Origin of the sequence: Gardnerella massiliensis, assembly GCF_003408845.1 — a bacterium.
Lineage (GTDB): Bacteria > Actinomycetota > Actinomycetes > Actinomycetales > Bifidobacteriaceae > Bifidobacterium > Bifidobacterium vaginale_H.
Map to the genome: position 1 here is coordinate 12,107 of NZ_LRTV01000013.1, position 17,276 is coordinate 29,382.

General features: G+C 44.2%; 14 protein-coding genes. 7 read left to right on the forward strand and 7 right to left on the reverse strand.

What is annotated here, in order from left to right; genetic code table 11:
- Window positions 1-6 precede the first annotated feature (6 nt).
- The 4 genes from AXE77_RS06435 to malQ all read left to right on the forward strand — a co-directional run bounded on the left by AXE77_RS06435 (window position 7) and on the right by malQ (window position 7,268).
- Window positions 7-1,404, forward strand: a complete 1,398-nt coding sequence (locus tag AXE77_RS06435) for a carbohydrate ABC transporter permease (RefSeq protein WP_116712650.1) — start codon at window positions 7-9, stop codon at window positions 1,402-1,404.
- Entirely contained in the window at window positions 1,401-2,321 is a 921-nt protein-coding gene (locus AXE77_RS06440) for a sugar ABC transporter permease (protein WP_116712651.1), read from the forward strand. Before AXE77_RS06435 ends, AXE77_RS06440 begins: the two co-directional genes overlap by 4 nt.
- A gap of 379 nt (window positions 2,322-2,700) precedes the next feature.
- On the forward strand, window positions 2,701-4,716 hold the full coding sequence (gene pulA / locus AXE77_RS06445) for a type I pullulanase (RefSeq protein ID WP_116712652.1): 2,016 nt from the start codon (window positions 2,701-2,703) through the stop codon (window positions 4,714-4,716).
- A gap of 308 nt (window positions 4,717-5,024) precedes the next feature.
- Window positions 5,025-7,268, forward strand: coding sequence for a 4-alpha-glucanotransferase (malQ, locus tag AXE77_RS06450; protein ID WP_116712653.1), 2,244 nt, complete (start codon window positions 5,025-5,027; stop codon window positions 7,266-7,268).
- A gap of 154 nt (window positions 7,269-7,422) precedes the next feature.
- Here malQ and AXE77_RS06455 read toward each other — a convergent pair whose 3' ends face one another.
- The 3 genes from AXE77_RS06455 to AXE77_RS06465 all read right to left on the reverse strand — a co-directional run bounded on the left by AXE77_RS06455 (window position 7,423) and on the right by AXE77_RS06465 (window position 9,864).
- On the reverse strand, window positions 7,423-8,028 hold the full coding sequence (locus tag AXE77_RS06455; RefSeq protein ID WP_116712654.1) for a DUF624 domain-containing protein: 606 nt from the start codon (window positions 8,026-8,028) through the stop codon (window positions 7,423-7,425).
- Window positions 8,029-8,179: 151 nt separating this feature from the next.
- Complete coding sequence (locus AXE77_RS06460; protein ID WP_116712655.1) at window positions 8,180-9,013, reverse strand: carbohydrate ABC transporter permease; 834 nt, start codon at window positions 9,011-9,013, stop codon at window positions 8,180-8,182.
- Window positions 9,010-9,864 (reverse strand): carbohydrate ABC transporter permease, encoded by an 855-nt coding sequence (locus AXE77_RS06465; RefSeq protein WP_116712656.1) that lies wholly within the window; start codon window positions 9,862-9,864, stop codon window positions 9,010-9,012. The genes AXE77_RS06460 and AXE77_RS06465 overlap by 4 nt, the downstream gene beginning before the upstream one ends.
- A gap of 299 nt (window positions 9,865-10,163) precedes the next feature.
- On the opposite strand from AXE77_RS06465, the gene AXE77_RS06470 reads away from it, so the two are divergent.
- Window positions 10,164-11,177: a LacI family DNA-binding transcriptional regulator gene (locus AXE77_RS06470; protein ID WP_116712657.1), complete on the forward strand. Its 1,014-nt coding sequence runs from the start codon at window positions 10,164-10,166 to the stop codon at window positions 11,175-11,177.
- Between the two features lie 242 nt (window positions 11,178-11,419).
- On the opposite strand, the gene AXE77_RS06475 is transcribed toward AXE77_RS06470, so the two are convergent.
- The 3 genes from AXE77_RS06475 to AXE77_RS06485 form a co-directional block, all read right to left on the reverse strand.
- On the reverse strand, window positions 11,420-12,766 hold the full coding sequence (locus AXE77_RS06475) for an ABC transporter substrate-binding protein (protein ID WP_116712658.1): 1,347 nt from the start codon (window positions 12,764-12,766) through the stop codon (window positions 11,420-11,422).
- A 274-nt stretch (window positions 12,767-13,040) separates the two neighbouring features.
- Window positions 13,041-14,444, reverse strand: a complete 1,404-nt coding sequence (locus tag AXE77_RS06480; RefSeq protein WP_116712659.1) for an ABC transporter substrate-binding protein — start codon at window positions 14,442-14,444, stop codon at window positions 13,041-13,043.
- A 197-nt stretch (window positions 14,445-14,641) separates the two neighbouring features.
- Complete coding sequence (locus AXE77_RS06485; protein WP_116712660.1) at window positions 14,642-15,352, reverse strand: histidine phosphatase family protein; 711 nt, start codon at window positions 15,350-15,352, stop codon at window positions 14,642-14,644.
- Window positions 15,353-15,524: 172 nt separating this feature from the next.
- Between AXE77_RS06485 and AXE77_RS06490 the strand changes: the two genes are divergently transcribed.
- Both AXE77_RS06490 and AXE77_RS06495 read left to right on the forward strand, forming a co-directional pair.
- Window positions 15,525-15,980, forward strand: coding sequence for a DUF4235 domain-containing protein (locus tag AXE77_RS06490; protein ID WP_116712661.1), 456 nt, complete (start codon window positions 15,525-15,527; stop codon window positions 15,978-15,980).
- A gap of 109 nt (window positions 15,981-16,089) precedes the next feature.
- Window positions 16,090-16,878, forward strand: a complete 789-nt coding sequence (locus AXE77_RS06495; protein WP_116712662.1) for a nitroreductase family protein — start codon at window positions 16,090-16,092, stop codon at window positions 16,876-16,878.
- A gap of 50 nt (window positions 16,879-16,928) precedes the next feature.
- Here the strand turns inward: AXE77_RS06495 and AXE77_RS06905 are convergent, their stop codons facing one another.
- Window positions 16,929-17,186, reverse strand: coding sequence for a hypothetical protein (locus AXE77_RS06905; RefSeq protein WP_116712663.1), 258 nt, complete (start codon window positions 17,184-17,186; stop codon window positions 16,929-16,931).
- Window positions 17,187-17,276 lie beyond the last annotated feature (90 nt).

The window sequence follows — 17,276 nt, forward strand, 5'->3', positions numbered from 1 at the left end:
TATGTCATGACTGGCACGACATCCACAAAGCGAGAAAGGCGCCAGAAGACGTCAGTTGTAGAACGCTTTGCTCCTTCGCCATATTCACTGAAAGAGGCTGCAGAGCACGCAGACATTCTTTCGTGGATTTCCATCGTTATCTTCGGCTTCGGCACTTTTGTTCGCAAACAATTCACTAAAGGCATTTTGTTCCTTCTGTGTGAAGCTGTTCTTTTCGGATTCTTATTCACAACCGGTTCAGAATACCTTCCAAAGATTCTTACGCTTGGCACAAAAAAGCAAGGTAAGATTAAGATAAATGGTTTCTGGCATTATACCGCAGGTGATAATTCCGTTGAAATTTTGCTGTACGGCGTTATGTCTCTTGCAGCAATTATTGTGCTCATTTATTTAGCAACGCTCTCTCTACGTAGCGCTTATAAGGCACAAGTTATTACAGCAAGTGGAGAAAAGCCAGCAAACTTTGTTAAAGACGCTTCATCTTTGCTCGACAGCAAGGCACACGTTGGTTTTATGACACTTCCAACCGCTGGCATCATTCTCTTTACTATTTTGCCATTGCTCTTCATGATTTCTATGGCATTTACCTCTTACGATAAGCACCATCCAACCTTATTCACTTGGACTGGTTTAAATAACTTCTTCGCAATTGGTAACCCTAAGAGCTCTATTAACGCAGCAACGTTCTTCGACGTTTTGGTTTGGACTCTTGTTTGGGCATTCTTTGCAACATTCCTTAACTTCTTCTTCGGCATGTTCATTGCAATGATTATTAACCGCAAGAGCACGCGCCTTAAGGGATTGTGGCGCACATGCTTCTCCCTTACCATCGCAGTTCCACAGTTCGTATCCTTGCTCGTCATGAACAACATGCTTCAGCAGAATGGAGCAATTAACCGACTGCTTATGGAAAATGGTTGGATTGATCAACCTCTTCCATTCTTCCAGGACGCAACATGGGCTCGAGTAACAGTTATTCTTGTTAACCTTTGGGTTGGTATTCCATTCACGATTATGCAGATTACGGGTATTTTGCAGAACGTTCCTGCAGAGCTCTACGAAGCTGCAGAACTCGATGGTGCAACCTGGTGGCAGCGTTTCATGAACGTTACCATGCCATACATCGTCTTCGTAATGACTCCATACTTGATTACTACCTTCACTGGCAACATCAATAACTTCAACGTTATTTACCTCTTGTCTGGCGGCGCACCAACATCACTTGGTTCTACAGCAGGCAAGACTGATTTGCTTATTACTTGGCTTTACAAGTTAACAGTGGATCGCGGAGACTACAACATCGGTGCTGTTATCGGCATTATGACGTTTATTGTTCTTGCCGTCGTAGCACTTGTTACGTACCGCAACTCTGGATCTTATAAGAACGAGGAGGGATTCCGGTGAGTGAAAAAAATACCACTAAGAGCACAAACGCTGTTGTACACAGCACTCGTAGTGTTTCTCTGCTCAAAGACCAGCGCGTAAGAAGAATAATTGGTGACGTATTCTCTCACCTATTCTTGGCTGTGTTGTCTATTATTTGGTTGATTCCAATTGTTTGGGTTTTCTTGGAAAGCTTCAACAAGAACGAATCCCCATTCCAAAAGACATTCTTCCCAACAGAGTACTCGTTCAATAACTATATCCGCTTGTTCACCGAGCGCGAAGCCTTGGACTTCCCACGCATGTTCTTGAACACTTTGATTGTGTCCATTTTCGTGTGCATTATCTCCTTGTTCTTCGTACTTGCCGTGTCGTTCTGCATGTCTCGCCTTCGCTTCCGCGGTCGTAAGACATTCATGAATATTGCTTTGATTCTGGGCATGTTCCCAGGCATCATGGCAGTTATCGCTATCTACTTCATTTTGAAGGCTCTTGGTTTGACGAATGGTTCGGTTGTTCTAATCGCACTTATTATCGTCTACTCTGCAGGTAGCGGCGCCGGCTTCTACGTTATGAAGGGCTACATGGATACTATTCCAAAGTCTTTGGATGAAGCTGCTTACTTGGATGGCTGCACTACTTGGCAGGTCTTCTACAAGATTATCCTCCCAATCTGCAAGCCTATGATTGTGTTCCAGGCAATTACAAGCTTCTTGGGTCCATGGCTTGACTTCGTTATGGTTAAGACGATTGCCAACAGCCAAGACAACTACACTGTTGCTTTGGGCTTGTGGAAGATGCTCGATAGGGAATTCATTAGCAACTGGTTCGCACGATTCTGCGCGGGCGCTGTGTGCGTTTCGATTCCTATCGCAATCCTGTTCATCATCATGCAGCGATTCTACGAAGAGTCGATGTCTGGTTCTGTTAAGGGCTGATAACAACAGATTGTAAAGTTAAAGAAGGCCGAGGCGCTTTCGAGCGTTTCGGCTTTCTTTATTCCACAACTCAACGCTTCAAAAAATCAATTAACTAAATAATTTAAAAATAAAAAATTAAATAGTCGAGGCTAAAAAATAATTTAAAATAACTTAAGCCACTCGCAGTTTGACTCAAAACGATACTGGTTAACAAACCTTACTGCATTAAGCCAAATAACGCTCGAATAAAGTTACGTACAAATAAAAATTGCAAATAATAAATTAAAAATAAGTAAATCGTAAAATTTAATATCACACTTAATTGCAAAATATACAGTAAGTAAAATATACAGTAAGATAGTACTTACGAAATAACAAAATAAGAAGGATATTACACATGACGTTCCCATCTTCGGCAACTTGGCCAGTGTACGAAGGTCCTCTCGGTTTTACTTTGAACCCTAAGTCCACCACTTTTACTGCGTGGGCACCAACTGCACAAGCTATAACTTTAAGACTTTTTGAAACCGGAAATAATAGCGAACCAACGCAGACGCACGAAATGAAACCTCTACGCGATGGCGCTTGGCGCGCAATCTTCCGTAAACGTCTCGATGGAGTTTACTACGACTATCTTGTTACTTTCCCTGACGGAACGGTAAAGCGCACTTGCGACCCTTGGGGTATTGCTAGCGGCGTGAACGGCGAGCGCAGCTTGGTAATTGATGAGGATCGCGTCACTCCGGCAAACTGGCATAAAGATAAGTCACCTAAGTTTGTACGTCACGCCATGGTTGTGTGGGAAACGCATGTTGCTGATTTCAGCAGCGACCCTCGTGGCGGCTTTAAGCCTGAACATCGCGGTCAATATCTTGCTTTTACTGACGAGCACACTACTTTGCAAAGCGAAAGCTCCTCTGCTACTGCTACTACCCTGCCTACTGGCTTGGATTATATTAAGCAGCTCGGCGTTACGCACGTGCAGCTTGAACCAATTTACGATTTTTCTACAGTCGACGAGGTTGCAATTGATAATGCACGCAAAAATAATGCCTCTGCAGAAGAACTGGATTCTTTGTATAACTGGGGCTACGACCCTCACGCATACAATGTTCCGGAAGGTGCTTACTCGAGTAATCCGTACGATGGCACTGTGCGCGTACGAGAATGTAAAGCAATGATTGCGGCATTGCATGCAAATGGTCAACGCGTAATTATGGATGTGGTTTACAATCACATGTATAAAGCTGCTGAAAATGCTTTCGAATGCATGGCTCCTGGCTATTTCTGCAGGCGCAATGAAGATGGCACTTTTGCAAATGGTTCCGGCTGTGGAAACGAAATGGCTTCCGAACACCCTATGTTCCGCAAGTTTATTATTGAATCGTTGCTTCATTGGGCAAAGGATTACCATATTGACGGCTTCCGTTTCGATCTTATGGGCTTGATGGATACTGAAACTTTGAATCAGGCTCGAGCAGCGCTGGATGAGCTTCCTGGCGGCAAGGATATTGTTATGTATGGCGAACCTTGGGGAGCTTCGGAGCCTGCGGTAGATGAAAAATTGCCAATGGGAGATAAAGAAGGCCGCGAAACTCTTAACGAGCGTATTGGTTGGTTTAGTGACGAGTCGCGCGATTCCCTTAAGGGTAATGTGATGAATCACCTCGATCGCGGTTACGTTAACGGCAACGAGTTTTGGTGCGCCGATGCTGCTCGACAAGCCTTAGACGCTTGGCGAGATACTCCTTCTGCTGGAAAAGAAGTCGGCCAAATTGTGCAGTATACTTCTGCGCACGATGATTTGACGTTGTGGGATAAGCTCTGCATTTCCATGCGCGACAATGCTGGAGAATCCGATTTTAATGCTTGCGATGCGCAACAAGTGGCAGATATCATTAACGCCAACATGTTTGCTGCAGGCATGATTTTATGCTCGGCTGGCACACCATTTATGCTCAGCGGAGAAGAGTTTGGTCGCACAAAGTACAGCTGTGACAATTCTTATAATCGTGGCATCATTCTGAATCAGTTGGATTGGGCACGCACCGAGCAGTTCCAGCCGCTGGTGAAGTGGTACCGCGCGCTTATTGCGCTTCGTGCCGAACACAGTGCGTTGTACGATGGCAAACGTAAGCAGCTTCCTGCATCTAATAAGACGGTTTTGGCTACGCGCGTTGGCAACAATCTTATTGTCTGCGCTAACCCTATGTACAATGCTGACGCAACAGTTGAGTTGCCTGTAATTCATAGCGAAAAAACTCAAGGCTGGCATTGCGTGCTCGATTCTACCGACTATTTTGCAGAATGGACGCATACGCAACCAACTCAAGCCGCTTCTATTGTCAATGACGGGAATACCCACACTTTGCATATTCCAAGCCGCACTTTTGTAGTTTTGAGTTCTAAATAAGCGATACGTTGCGTGTGTTGCGTAATAATTCGTGTGTTGCGTAACAATTCGTAAGTAGACTGCACTAAAGCAAATTGCGATACCCAATCATGATACAAATTGTGATTGGGTATTGTCGTAGTTGGCGTGTTCCCAACTCGCCATACTGCAGCTTATATTGCAAACGATGTCAGTTATTTATATAATTGTCGCTTAGGGTGTATTCCAATCCAGAGATGTGCCGGGATACACACTCTCGCCATTACCGCACTTGGCACGCTTACGACGAAGTTAGAAATGTGCCAAAACCACGAGATAGAAGGAGCATTATGAGCACAACAGCTACCAGCAAAGCTGAAGATGCCACGCCTGTGGAAGAGGAAAGTCCAGAGCGTCTCGCACGCCCGTTGATTAAACTTGCAAAAGCATGTGGAGTCGCTACTTTCTACATTGACCAGCAGGGCAGCTACACAGAGATTACCGACGAAGCATTGGTTGGGGTACTTGAAGCGTTGGGTATGCCAGCAAACACGCCAGAAAATATTGAAGCATCATGCGAAAGTGTGTTGCGTAAGCGTGCAAGTGAACTGCTTCCGCCAACTGTTGTTTCGTTTAGTGGGGCTAAAACGCGCGTGCCTGTTCACGCTGGCACCACTAAGCCTCAAAATATTTGCGTAACGCTTGCGTTAGAAGATGGCACCACTTACGAGGGTGAGTTAGGTGCTATTACAGCTGACGGCGATGACTTATACTTGGAGCTTCCAGACGATTTGCCAATGGGCTACCATACGCTGCACGCTCAGGTTGTAGATGAGCACGGTGGAGTCGTAAGCCATGCTGACGCCACGCTTATTGCCGCTCCAGCGCGTATTCCTCTTCCAGAAAGCGTAAAGGCTCGTCATCGTTGGGGTTACATGACGCAAATGTATTCCGTACGCTCCAAAGATTCCTGGGGTATCGGTGATTATGGTGACTTACGGCGCTTACTTAAGGATGCAGCTGAGATTGGCAAAGCTGATTTTATGCTGATTAATCCAATTCACGCCAGCGCACCGGTCACTCCTCTTGAGCCTTCGCCTTATTTACCTGAGTCGCGTAGGTTCTTGAACGTTACGTATATTCGTCCGCAAGATATTCCTGAATATGCTGAATTGAGCGGCGAGGATCTCGCCAAGGTAGAGCAGTTGCACGAGTCAATCGCTCCGCAGAATAACAATCCAAATCCTATGGATATTAATGCCGCATGGGATGCTAAACTTCCTGCGCTGCGCATCATCTTTAAGCAACCTCGTTCTGCTGAGCGTGAACGTGAATTTACTGAGTTTAAGCATCGTTCTGGCGAAGATCTTGATGCTTTTGCAACGTGGTGCGTCGCGTTTGAAGTGTGGGGTGCCCCTTGGGGAGATAACCTGTGGTTTGATACAACCGGTAAGGGTACGCCACAAATTGAAACGCTTAAACGTGAGCATGCCGACTTGTTTGAGTTCCATCGCTGGCTGCAATGGATTGCTGACGAACAGGTTGCTGCTGCTCATGCAGAGGCTAAAGCTGCTGGCATGGCAATTGGCCTTATGCAGGATATGGCTGTTGGCGTACACGGTTACGGTGCCGACGTGTGGTGGAGTCCAGAACGCTTTGCTAATGGTGTAAGCGTGGGTGCTCCTCCTGACTTCTATAACCAGCAAGGCCAGGATTGGGGCCAGCCTCCATTTGATCCGAATTACCTAGACGAAACTGGTTATATTGCTTACCGCGACATGGTTCACAATGTGTTCCTGCACGCGGGTGCAGCTCGCATTGACCACGTACTTGGATTGTTCCGCTTGTGGTGGATTCCACAAGGTCAGGGCGCAAGAAATGGCGCTTACGTTTACTATAACGTGGATGCTATGCTCGCGGTGCTCACCATTGAGGCAACGCGTGCGGGAGGCGTGGTAATCGGCGAAGACTTGGGAACGGTACCAAAGTATGTTTCTAAGGTTCTTGCAGCCCATGGTGTGCTTGGCACTGTTGTTGAGTGGTTTACGCATGACGATGAGGCTGAGGCTGCCTCTAAGAAGGCTGGAAAGAAGCAGATTATTTTCGCTGATCCTTCTACTTATCGTGAGTACGCACTTGCTTCTGTTACAACGCACGATATGCCACCTACAGCGGGTTATCTTGCGTTTGAGCATGTGAAGCTTCGCGAGCAGCTTCACTTGCTCACAGACTCCGTAGAAACCTTCCAGGAAGCAGCTCAAGCGGAACGCGACGCAATGATGAAGATGCTTCTTAAGGGCGGCTGGATTAGTGAGGAAGCTGCTGAGGATGTAGAAGGCCACGCGCAAGAGATTGTGGAAGCAATGCACGCAATTATGCGCACTTCCCCATCGTTACTATTGCAAGTTGCACTGGTTGATGCTGTTGGCGAGCGCCGTTCTCAGAACCAGCCTGGCACTAGCACGGAGTATCCAAACTGGCGCATTCCGCTTGCTGACGCAGACGGTCGCGTAGTTCATACCGATGAAGTATTTAAGTCGCCACGCGTACTTGCTATGGCGGCTGTTATGTGCGGCGAAAATACAAGGAAGTGAGTATAATTAAACTGTTGGTTTAAAGAGAACCGACTCAATTCCCCTGCAAGAAATACGGTTTGCATAGTAGCAAATCAAAAGTATTGCTTGCAATGATGTCCTAAATGAGGCGAGCGTCTATGATGATGCTCGCCTCATTAATTATTTGTATAAATTACTTCTTAATATACTTTGCGAAAATACGCTCTAATAAAGGCGTATGAAGCATAATGGTCGATCCCCAACCAATGAATAATAGCAAAGGTAAACCTTGCGGAAAATAAATAATTGAAGCAGCTACAAGTCCTACGAAAACGGCGTCTATAATAATCATTCCAATCGTTGCCGGCCAGTATACAACGCTGAAAATAAGCGCATTTAAGAGGGTTCTCCCAATAGAATTTTCGAAACGCGCCTGCAATGCGAAAACCCATTCTGCTATAAGCAGCCAGATTAAGCTTATTGCAAATTGCGGGATTAAAAGCGGCGGTATTCTAACTGCAATCCAAGCCCATAATATAAGCGCAAGAAGCGGCCCCATCACGATCCAGATTACAGTTGATTTCAAAAAGTTGCTAGAAAAAGCGCGGAAGTAGGCAGAAGTCATGTGTCCTTCCGCATTTTCTACGCGTCTTGCAGCATCATGCCCGGCGGAAAGAGAAGCGCCTATAGTAATCAATGGAATGCTTGTTATAATCATCAATACAGTAAGCCATACTGCATTAGCAAATGCTTCCATACCTTGCGCAAACTTTGAATCCGGGCTTCCGAATGAGAACATTATGCGCTATCTCCTTTACGTTTTGTTTGCGCTATTTATAGCCAACTTATTAACTACGCTTACTAACAATACAATGGTGGTGACTACAAATCTTACGACCGTAGTCACCACCATTATTTTAACCACTTGAGATTTTGGAGGAGAAGAAATCTCAGCCTTTTACCGCACCAGCCATAACGCCTTTGATAATATACTTCTGGCAGATGAGGTAGAAGACGATAATTGGAAGAATGGCCAGAACCAAGCATCCCATCATGGCACCCATCTCAACGGAGCCATAGCCACCCTTCAAATACTGAACTGCAATCGAAACCGTCTTGTACTTGTTCAAGTCCAAGGTAAGGTACGGAAGCAGGAAGTCATTCCAAATCCACATAGTTTGCAAAATGGATACAGACACAATTGCTGGCTTCATAATCGGCACAATAATCTGGAAGAATATACGTGGCACAGAAGCGCCATCAATCATCGCAGACTCTTCAAGCTCTTGCGGAATGCCCTTAATTACGCCAGTGAAAATAAACACCGCAAGACCAGCACCAAAGCCTAAGTAAATAATCCACAATCCCCATGGAGTATTCAATCCGAGCTTGTTAGTGATGTCGGAAAGGGTGAACATAACCATCTGGAATGGCACAATCATGTTGAACAGGAACAAAACGTACAAAAGTTTTGCAGCCCAATTGTTCACACGAACAATCCACCATGCGCACATCGATGTGCAAAGCAGAATCAAAATCACGGCTCCAACGGTAATCACGATGGTCCACCAGAAGCTCATTATAAGATTCGTGCGCTCAATGCCTAGGGAGTAATTCCCAAGTCCAATAAAAGATTTTGGAGTTAAGCTGAAAGGCTCACTTGCAATGTAAATCTTCGACTTGAAAGAGTTTATAAAAACTATAGCAATCGGGAAAATCCAAAGTAAGCTTACAACAGTAAAGAAGATTGTCCACAGTGTAGAATGCTTCATTTTCTCGTTCATGCCACTACCTCCTTAGACCTAGTAAGCATATTCTGAACCAAAGCAAGCACAGCCACAATCACGAAGAACACAACTGCCTTTGCCTGGCCAACGCCTTCACCGTTTGTACGTCCGTAGAACGTGTTGAAAATGTTCAATGCCAACATTTCAGACTTATGCGAAGGCATACCATTAGTCAAAGCCAAGTTCTGGTCAAAGAGCTTGAAACCGTTAGTAACTGTCAGGAATGTGCAAACAGTAATCGATGGCATCATCAAAGGAATGGTGATCTTAAACAGTGTTTGCATTGGGGTTGCACCATCAACAGCAGCAGCCTCAATAACATCTCCTGGAAGAGCTTGCAAACCAGCAATATAAATAATCATCATATAGCCGATTTGCTGCCAGCAAATAAGCAGCACCAAACCCCAGAAGCCATATACAGCAGAATATGTAATAGAACGACCAAAGTAAGCCAAAATACCATTAAGCACAAGCTGCCAAACATAACCCAACACAATGCCGCCAATCAAATTTGGCATGAAGAACACGGTGCGGAAAACGTTTGATCCCTTAAATTTCTTAGTAAGCATATATGCAATTGCGAAGGCAATCACATTAATAAGAATAGTGGTAACTACAGTAAACGCCGTAGTAAAAATTAACGAATGAACAAAATGTGGATCCTTAAATGCCTTGCGGTAATTACGGATACCAACAAACTTACCGTCTGTAACAGTGTGGAATTTGGTAAAGCTCAAATACACGCCCATAACAAACGGGGCAACAAAACCAATAATAAAAGCCGCAAATGTTGGCAAGGCAAATAACGCCCACCATTTACGTATTGCTTTTCCGCTCATACTAATCATGACTCGTCACTTTCTCCTCCTTGAGTGCGACGTCACCATAGACGTCGATGCCCGAACCAATACTTTTATTTTACTACATGAACGAGTTATGTCAAACGTTGTCATTTTCTTGCAAAGAGATTATGACGACTTGTTGTTTTCAAATTAAAAAATTGCTTGTTATCATTGGCTTTTTAACAAAATCTGCTAGAATGGAAACGGTTGCAAACGTTTGTTTATTATGGGCTATAACGTCGATAGCAAACTTGCAAACACAAAGTTGTGGTAAGCGTTTGTTGTGTGGGAATGAAGGAGTTCACATGTCCGCAAACATTCAGGATGTCGCAGATAAGGCACACGTGTCAGTTTCTACAGTATCGCGCTCCTTCACGCGACCAGATTTAGTTTCTGCTTCCACACGCAACAAAGTTTTAGCCATCGCAGAACGCCTCAATTTTTCTATTTCACGTTCCGCAGCCGCATTGAAATCTGGACGAACATTGCGCATCGCTTTACTGATTAGCGATCAAATTCGTCTCTGGTTCAGCGCATCAATTATTCAAGGCCTAAACCAGGTATTCCACCCTTCTGGCTATGACTTATCAATTTTCCAAATTTCAAGTAGCGAAGAACGGCGAGAATTTTTCACCATGCTTCCTACAAGGCGTAATGCTGATGCAGTTATCGTATGTTCTTTTGACGTAAACAGTGACGAAATTGCACAACTCAAGACCACTGGCGTTCCTATTATTGGTATTAACTGTTTACACCCACAGAATTGTGATTTTGACGCAACCATCAACATTGACGACGACCAAGGTGCTCGTCTTATGGCACGTCACCTCATAGGTTTAGGGCATAAGAATATTGCATATGTTCGCACCACTCGCGATGTTTCTTTGCATTTTAGTGTACTGCAACGTTATCATTCGTTTATTGACGAATGTAAGACTAGCGGAATTGTGCCGGCAGAAATTGTGACACCTGCAAATTTAGACAGAATAAGCGCTATAGTTTCTATGCTTCTTGGGAATACAAATATGCCGACTGCTATTGCTTGCCAGGAAGATGGAATTGCAATACCGCTTATGTTCCAGCTTGCGCGTAGCGGTTACGCAACTCCTGGCGATGTGTCGATTATTGGTTTTGACGATAGTTTTTATGCTCACGAAACTGGCTTAACCACTATTAGGCAGGATCCAATCGATATCGCTTCTTCAGCAGCACATATGACGCTTGCGCTTATTAATGGCGAGAATCTTGAGAATCCGTATCTTATGGTGCCGGCACAACTTATTGTGCGTTCAAGCACTGCAGCTTTATTAAGCGAATAGATTTCATAATTTTGGGGATAGCACGCGATTACCTAAATAGCACGCGATTACCTAGATAACATACAATCCTTAGGCAATGCGCGATTTTTTAAATAGCCTACAAATAACAAGCCTACAAATAACAAAATCCGCTAGGACTTAACACTTATATCATAAGTGCCAGTATCCTAGCGGATCCGCTTACGTCACCTTTGCTTACTTACGTCAGAGGTGCAACGTCTATTAATTTATTTGAATGAAGATTAGTCCTCATCTTCGTGAGCCTGAGCGTATTCCTTAGCCCAGCCGTCAACGAACGCAGTCTTAACCTTATCCCACTTGCCAGTGCCCTGAGCGTACTCAAGCAAAGCAGAACCAAGATCGTTCTTCCAGTTGTCAGATGGCATTACGGTGAAGTTCCAGCTTACTGGGGTCTTACCGGACTTTGCATCCTCAACAGCAGCCTGAGTCAATGGGTTGTCGGACTTAATGTCTGCGAAGCTCTTGAATGGAGTGGTGAAGCCCATCTTCTTGGACAAAGCATCCTTGCCTTCTTCGGAGGTAAGCAGCCACTTCAAGAAGTCCTTGGTGGCCTTCTTGTTAGCATCCGAAGCCTTCTCGTTGATGCACCAGTAGTTTTCAGAACCAGTGGCCAAGCCCTGCTTCTCTTCGCCCTTAGCGCCAATGTAAATTGGGAGCATGCCAAGGTCTTCAGCCTTCATACCAGCCTTGGAGAGATCACCCCAAGCCCAAGTACCATTCTGATAGAACACAGCCTTGTTCTGGGAGAACTCAGCGTTTGCATCTTCGCCGGTCTTGGAGCTGAGCTGCGTTGCAGGAGTGGTGGAATCAGTGATATAAAGATCGAAAATCTTCTTGTAACCATCGAGGAACGTACCCTTCACCTTTGCAGGCTGCTTGGTAACGTGATCTTCCTTGAACTCGTAGTACAAAGGAAGGTTTGCAAGGTGTGTCTTAAAACGCCAGTCAGAGCTGGAATCGAAGCCAGCAGAAGTGAAGGCACCGTCGACACCAAGATCTGCCTTATGAGCCTGAATATCGTCAGCCACTTCCTTTAACTTATCGAAGGAGTTAATTTCTTCAGCAGACTTAACTTTTGCATCCTTAAGCTCGGTGTACTTCTTCAACAAAGCCTTGTTGTAAATCAAGCCGTAGGTTTCCATTGCGTATGGCACGCCAACAACCTTGTCGCCATCCTTGAGAGCGATATCTTTGTTCTGAAGCTGCTTGTAAAGCTCAGTATCCTTCAAATCAGCGGTGTAATCCTTCCAGCTTGCATAGCCAACTGGGCCGTTAATCTGGAAGAGTGTAGGAGCTTCGTCACCCTTGCTGATTTCGCTCTTCAACGACTGCTCATACGTGCCGGAAGCAGCGGTCTGCACCTTAACCTGTACACCAGTCTTCTTGGTGTATTCCTTAGCAACTTCCTTCCACTGGTTAGCAGCTTCTGGCTTGAAGTTCAGGAAGTAAACCTTACCCTTCTCAGCAGCTTTATCGCTGGAAGAAGAACCGCAAGCTGCAAGCGCGCCAAACGCCATTGCTGAGCATGCTACCAATGCAATTGTTGATTTAATCGTACGATTCATCATCGAACCTTTCTCCTATGCCGACAATCCCTTCGTTGGACTGTCACACCTCTAGGTGTCCTTATCGACAATATTTATTATGCCTCAACTATTTGAATATTGCAAACGATGGCATAACCAAAATTAACGCGTGTCACCATAAAAACGGCACATAATAATATATTTAATAAAATTGGCAGGTATTTATTGGAAATAATTAAAGGGATTACGCAATAATTTAGCAAACGATTGCGCAATCCCTTGAGGATTATAGTTTAAAACAAATTATTTAATTAGGCTAACTCTTACTGTGAGCAATCGCATACTCTTTAGCCCAGCCATCCACGAACGCTTTCTTAAGAGTATCCCATGCTTGATTAGCGCCCATAGAAGTCATACCGTCTTTTGTCGCCTGAGCGTATGTAAGCAGATCAGAGCCAACATCGTCTTTCCAACCGTTAGATGGCATGGTAACAAACACCCACGTAACAGGTACTTTGCCTTCTTTAGCAGTGTAATCTACAGCAGCCTGAACAAGAGGATTTTTTGCTTTAGGGAATTTTTTGAAAGGAGTAGCAAAGCCCAACCTATTAGCTAAAACATCCTGAGCCCAGCTGTCAGTAAGCAGCCACTGCAAGAACTCATTAGTCGCCTCTTGATTCTTTTTTGAAGCCTTTTTATTAATGCACCAATAGTTTTCAGAACCCGTAGCCATGCCCTGATTCTCTTCGCCATTAGCGCCAATGTAAATTGGGAGCATGCCAACGTCTTCACGTTTTATGCCAGAATTTGCAAGGTCACCCCAAGCCCAAGTACCATTCTGGTAGAACACAGCCTTACCAAGCGCAAATTCATAAACAGCATCCTCACCAGTTTTAGTACTTAACTGACTTACAGGAGTTGTGGAATCAGAAATATAAAGGTCAAAAATCTTCCTGAAATTATCTAAATAGCTGCCTTTTATTTTTGCAGGCTGCTTAGTGTCGCCATTAAACTCGTAATAAAGAGGCATATTTGCAAGATGTGTTTTAAAACGCCAGTCAGAGCTGGAATCGAAGCCTGCGGACGTAAAAGCACCGTCAATTCCAAGCTCATCCTTGCGTTTTTGCAAATCGTCTGCAACTTCTTTCAACTTACCGAAAGTAGTTATTTGATCTTCAAAAGATTTGCCGTTTTCTTCCGGCTCCAACTTTGAATTATGAAGATCCGCATACCTAGCAAGCAAAGCCTTGTTGTAAATCAAGCCGTAATTTTCAGTAACATACGGCACTGCAACCGGCTTATTATTGTCTTTAATGGCAAGCTTTTGATTACTAAGCTGCTTATAAAGAGGGGAATTACTTAAATCAGCCGTGTAATCTTTCCATTTAGCGTAGCCAACAGGACCGTTAATCTGGAATAGCGTAGGCATGGCATCAGGATTATTTTTAACAGCATCACGAAGCTCATCTTCGTAACTGTTGCTTTGCGGAGTCTTGACATCTATATCAGCCCCCGGATGAGTTTTTTTATACTCATTAGCAACATCTACCCAAATATCCTTGCCTTCAGGCTTGAAGTTGAAGAAAATAACTTTCCCACCAGCAGACCTATCGGTATTTGCACCAAAAGACTTAGAAAAACCAAAAGCAGTAAACGCGCAAGCCGCCAAAACAGCGCAAACAACTAGCGCAATAATCGACTTAACTGAACGACTCATCATCGAACCTTTCCATATACTGCTAATCTCTTCCAAACTAACTAATTACCGCTATTGAATACTGTCTAAACCACAGTAGTGAACTAATACTACAGCAAATGCAAGACTCAAATATATAAATATCTTTGCAAAAAAATTTGCGTAAATCGCAATAAAATATCTGAAAATATCTGAAAATATCTGAAATTCTAAACCGTATTTCAGCAATTCCAATGCACGATTACATTGTCGCCTTTGTACTCGCCCAACACAGAATAATGAGCAGTATCCATACGAAGAAGTCGCGCAAATTCAGGATTTACTCCAAGCCAGCGCGCAGTAAGAATACGCAATACATGAGCATGCGCAACAACAAGCACGTCCTTGCCTAATTTCAATTTAGGCATTGCCATATCAATAATCTTTTGAGTACGATCCGAAACCTCTTGCAAGCTTTCTCCAGAAGTCCTGTGCACATCTACTGCTTCTCCACTAGGAAGCACTTCTTTAGCGTCACTAACCATGTGAGAAGGAAGAACTTTAGGACCATGCTTCCACACATCCCACGCCTCAACGCCACTTAACGCTGCAATATCGCCTCTAGTACGACCTTCAGCAGCACCATAATCCCACTCCAGCGCACTATCACAAATTGTATACGAAGTAAATCCAGCAAACTGAGCTGTTTGCTGCGCGCGACGAAGCGGACTAACAAGCACACAATCCTCATCAAAACCTTTTGTGAACGCACACTGCAATCTAGCGCCAGCCTCTTTTGCCTGCTCAACACCGACTTCAGTAAGCGGCAAATCCGTGCGCCCGGTATGTTGACCAGACACACTCCAAGCAGTTTGACCATGACGAAGTAACACCAAACGCCCCTGCTTCGCGCACTCCTTTTCAACTAACTCTTGAGTACCATTATTCTGCATAGTTTCACGTTCCTTTAACGCGCCATGTACCCTGCTACCGCGCCGGGCGCCCCGCAGCGCGAATATTCTTCAAATAAGTACTTCCTAAAATGCAGCTACTTTGCCGCAAATCGAGATTACTGTTCTATGTTACCGCCAAAATTGGTATTTCGTTACCACTAACATAGAAAATATGACGCAATTATCATCGGCAAATAGTAAATCTGCTCACAGCCACCGTGCAGCTCAAACTGCCGTGCAACGACTTAATGCAGCAAATCATAAGATTGATGTGCTTCGCGAGCGCCGATTAAAAAACCCAAATACTTTAGGAGATTCGTTGCTTAAAGCCGCGCTTCCGTCTTTTGCAACGTTTATAGCAGGGCAAATTGCGCAGTTAATATGGAAAAAACATGTTGATACTAAAAAAATCAATTTAAACTCTAATAATCGTTCTAATAATCTTTCTAAAGAAAAAATTGCGAAAGAGCAACGTGTTAAGCAAGAAGAGCCGTTGCTAATGTCTCTTGGATTTGCAGTATTTTCTGCGATAATTACTACGCTCGTTGGCCGCTTAGTAAGTCACGGAACCTTGTCTTATATTGCACGAAGGCAAAGAAAGCGTCAATTTAGAAAAAATAAATTCTGATTTTGAACAAATGAACTGAGAATGCAAAAATAGGCAAAATAAGCGAAATAATAAAAGAGATATAAAAAAAAATAAGGGATAATAAGGAATAATAAGGGATAATAATAACGTGCAAAACTTACGTCATAACGAAACTATTGATACTTTACTGAACCGCCGCTCTATTCGCGCTTTTAGCAACGAAGCAATTGACGAAGATACAGTCGCGACTCTTGAAACAGTGGCTCAGCGAGCCGCTTGCAGTCAGTTTTTGAACGACTGGTCAGCGATTAAAATTACGGATAGCGCAATTAAGCAGAAGCTTTCCGAAATTGGCAACCAAACATATATTGCCACTGCTCCGCTGCTGTATGTTTTTATTATTGACCAACACAGAAACGCTGTAATCGCGCAAAAAAATGGCGTAGATGTAGATACTAGCAGCGATGAGTTTATGCTTAAAACGCGCTACCGCTTTACGCAGGCTCAAAACGACGTTATTTTGGCGCTTCACGCTATGGAAACTGCTGCGGAATCTTTGGGGCTTGGTTGCGTAATTCTTGGTTCAATTTTGAACAGCAGAACTCAGCTTATTGATATTTTGAATTTGCCTGAATACACGTACCCTGTGCTTGGCTTAGCAATTGGTAAGCCTGCGCAAAATCCGGAATTAAAGCCGCGCATGAGCACTAACATGCAGATTTTTGAGAACCGTTACCCTGCTGACAACGCTGAATTATTAGAAAATCTTGCTGATTTTGACGCTCGTGTGCATCAATATTACGATTTGCGAAATGCTAGCCGACCGGTTGACGCTTTTAGTGCGCAAATTGTTGCGTTGGCAGCGGATAGTAGCGCTAAAAAGCATGAGGCAGAAGACGTTGAGCAAGTTGCAAGGCAAGGTTTTAACGTTGCGTAGGTTTTAGCATTGCGTAAGATTTAACGTTACGTAATTAGCGCCGCATTAGTTTAACGCCGTCTTGGTTTATATCCACGCTTTCTAGACCTTGGCTTTGTACTTGCAGACGGCGGGCGCATATCGGAATACATGCGATCTACCGGATTCTTATGCGTCAAATGCCAGCATCCGCAATATTCGCAAGCGTACACCCACAGCTTTGCACCGCGCTCTCGTAAACTTTGCTCCGCCGCCATAAGAGCCTGCCCTTTATTCTTATACATGATTTTTTGGGTAGTTTCGCAGCGCTTCGGAGTAAAGAAATACATAACTTTTATGGTAGCAAACCACTTAACACAACTTATATAAGTTACGCGCAATAGCAGAAATCACGCGTTATTCCCAACCTACGGCAACAA

What these genes read in the sequence shown, in the direction of transcription:
- AXE77_RS06435 (WP_116712650.1), top strand. Translation starts at nt 7, where the DNA reads ATGACTGGCACGACATCCACAAAGCGAGAAAGGCGCCAGAAGACGTCA.
- pulA (WP_116712652.1), top strand. Translation starts at nt 2,701, where the DNA reads ATGACGTTCCCATCTTCGGCAACTTGGCCAGTGTACGAAGGTCCTCTC.
- malQ (WP_116712653.1), top strand. Translation starts at nt 5,025, where the DNA reads ATGAGCACAACAGCTACCAGCAAAGCTGAAGATGCCACGCCTGTGGAA.
- AXE77_RS06455 (WP_116712654.1), bottom strand. Translation starts at nt 8,028, where the DNA reads ATGTTCTCATTCGGAAGCCCGGATTCAAAGTTTGCGCAAGGTATGGAA.
- AXE77_RS06460 (WP_116712655.1), bottom strand. Translation starts at nt 9,013, where the DNA reads ATGAACGAGAAAATGAAGCATTCTACACTGTGGACAATCTTCTTTACT.
- AXE77_RS06465 (WP_116712656.1), bottom strand. Translation starts at nt 9,864, where the DNA reads ATGATTAGTATGAGCGGAAAAGCAATACGTAAATGGTGGGCGTTATTT.
- AXE77_RS06470 (WP_116712657.1), top strand. Translation starts at nt 10,164, where the DNA reads ATGTCCGCAAACATTCAGGATGTCGCAGATAAGGCACACGTGTCAGTT.
- AXE77_RS06475 (WP_116712658.1), bottom strand. Translation starts at nt 12,766, where the DNA reads ATGATGAATCGTACGATTAAATCAACAATTGCATTGGTAGCATGCTCA.
- AXE77_RS06480 (WP_116712659.1), bottom strand. Translation starts at nt 14,444, where the DNA reads ATGATGAGTCGTTCAGTTAAGTCGATTATTGCGCTAGTTGTTTGCGCT.
- AXE77_RS06485 (WP_116712660.1), bottom strand. Translation starts at nt 15,352, where the DNA reads ATGCAGAATAATGGTACTCAAGAGTTAGTTGAAAAGGAGTGCGCGAAG.
- AXE77_RS06490 (WP_116712661.1), top strand. Translation starts at nt 15,525, where the DNA reads ATGACGCAATTATCATCGGCAAATAGTAAATCTGCTCACAGCCACCGT.
- AXE77_RS06905 (WP_116712663.1), bottom strand. Translation starts at nt 17,186, where the DNA reads ATGTATTTCTTTACTCCGAAGCGCTGCGAAACTACCCAAAAAATCATG.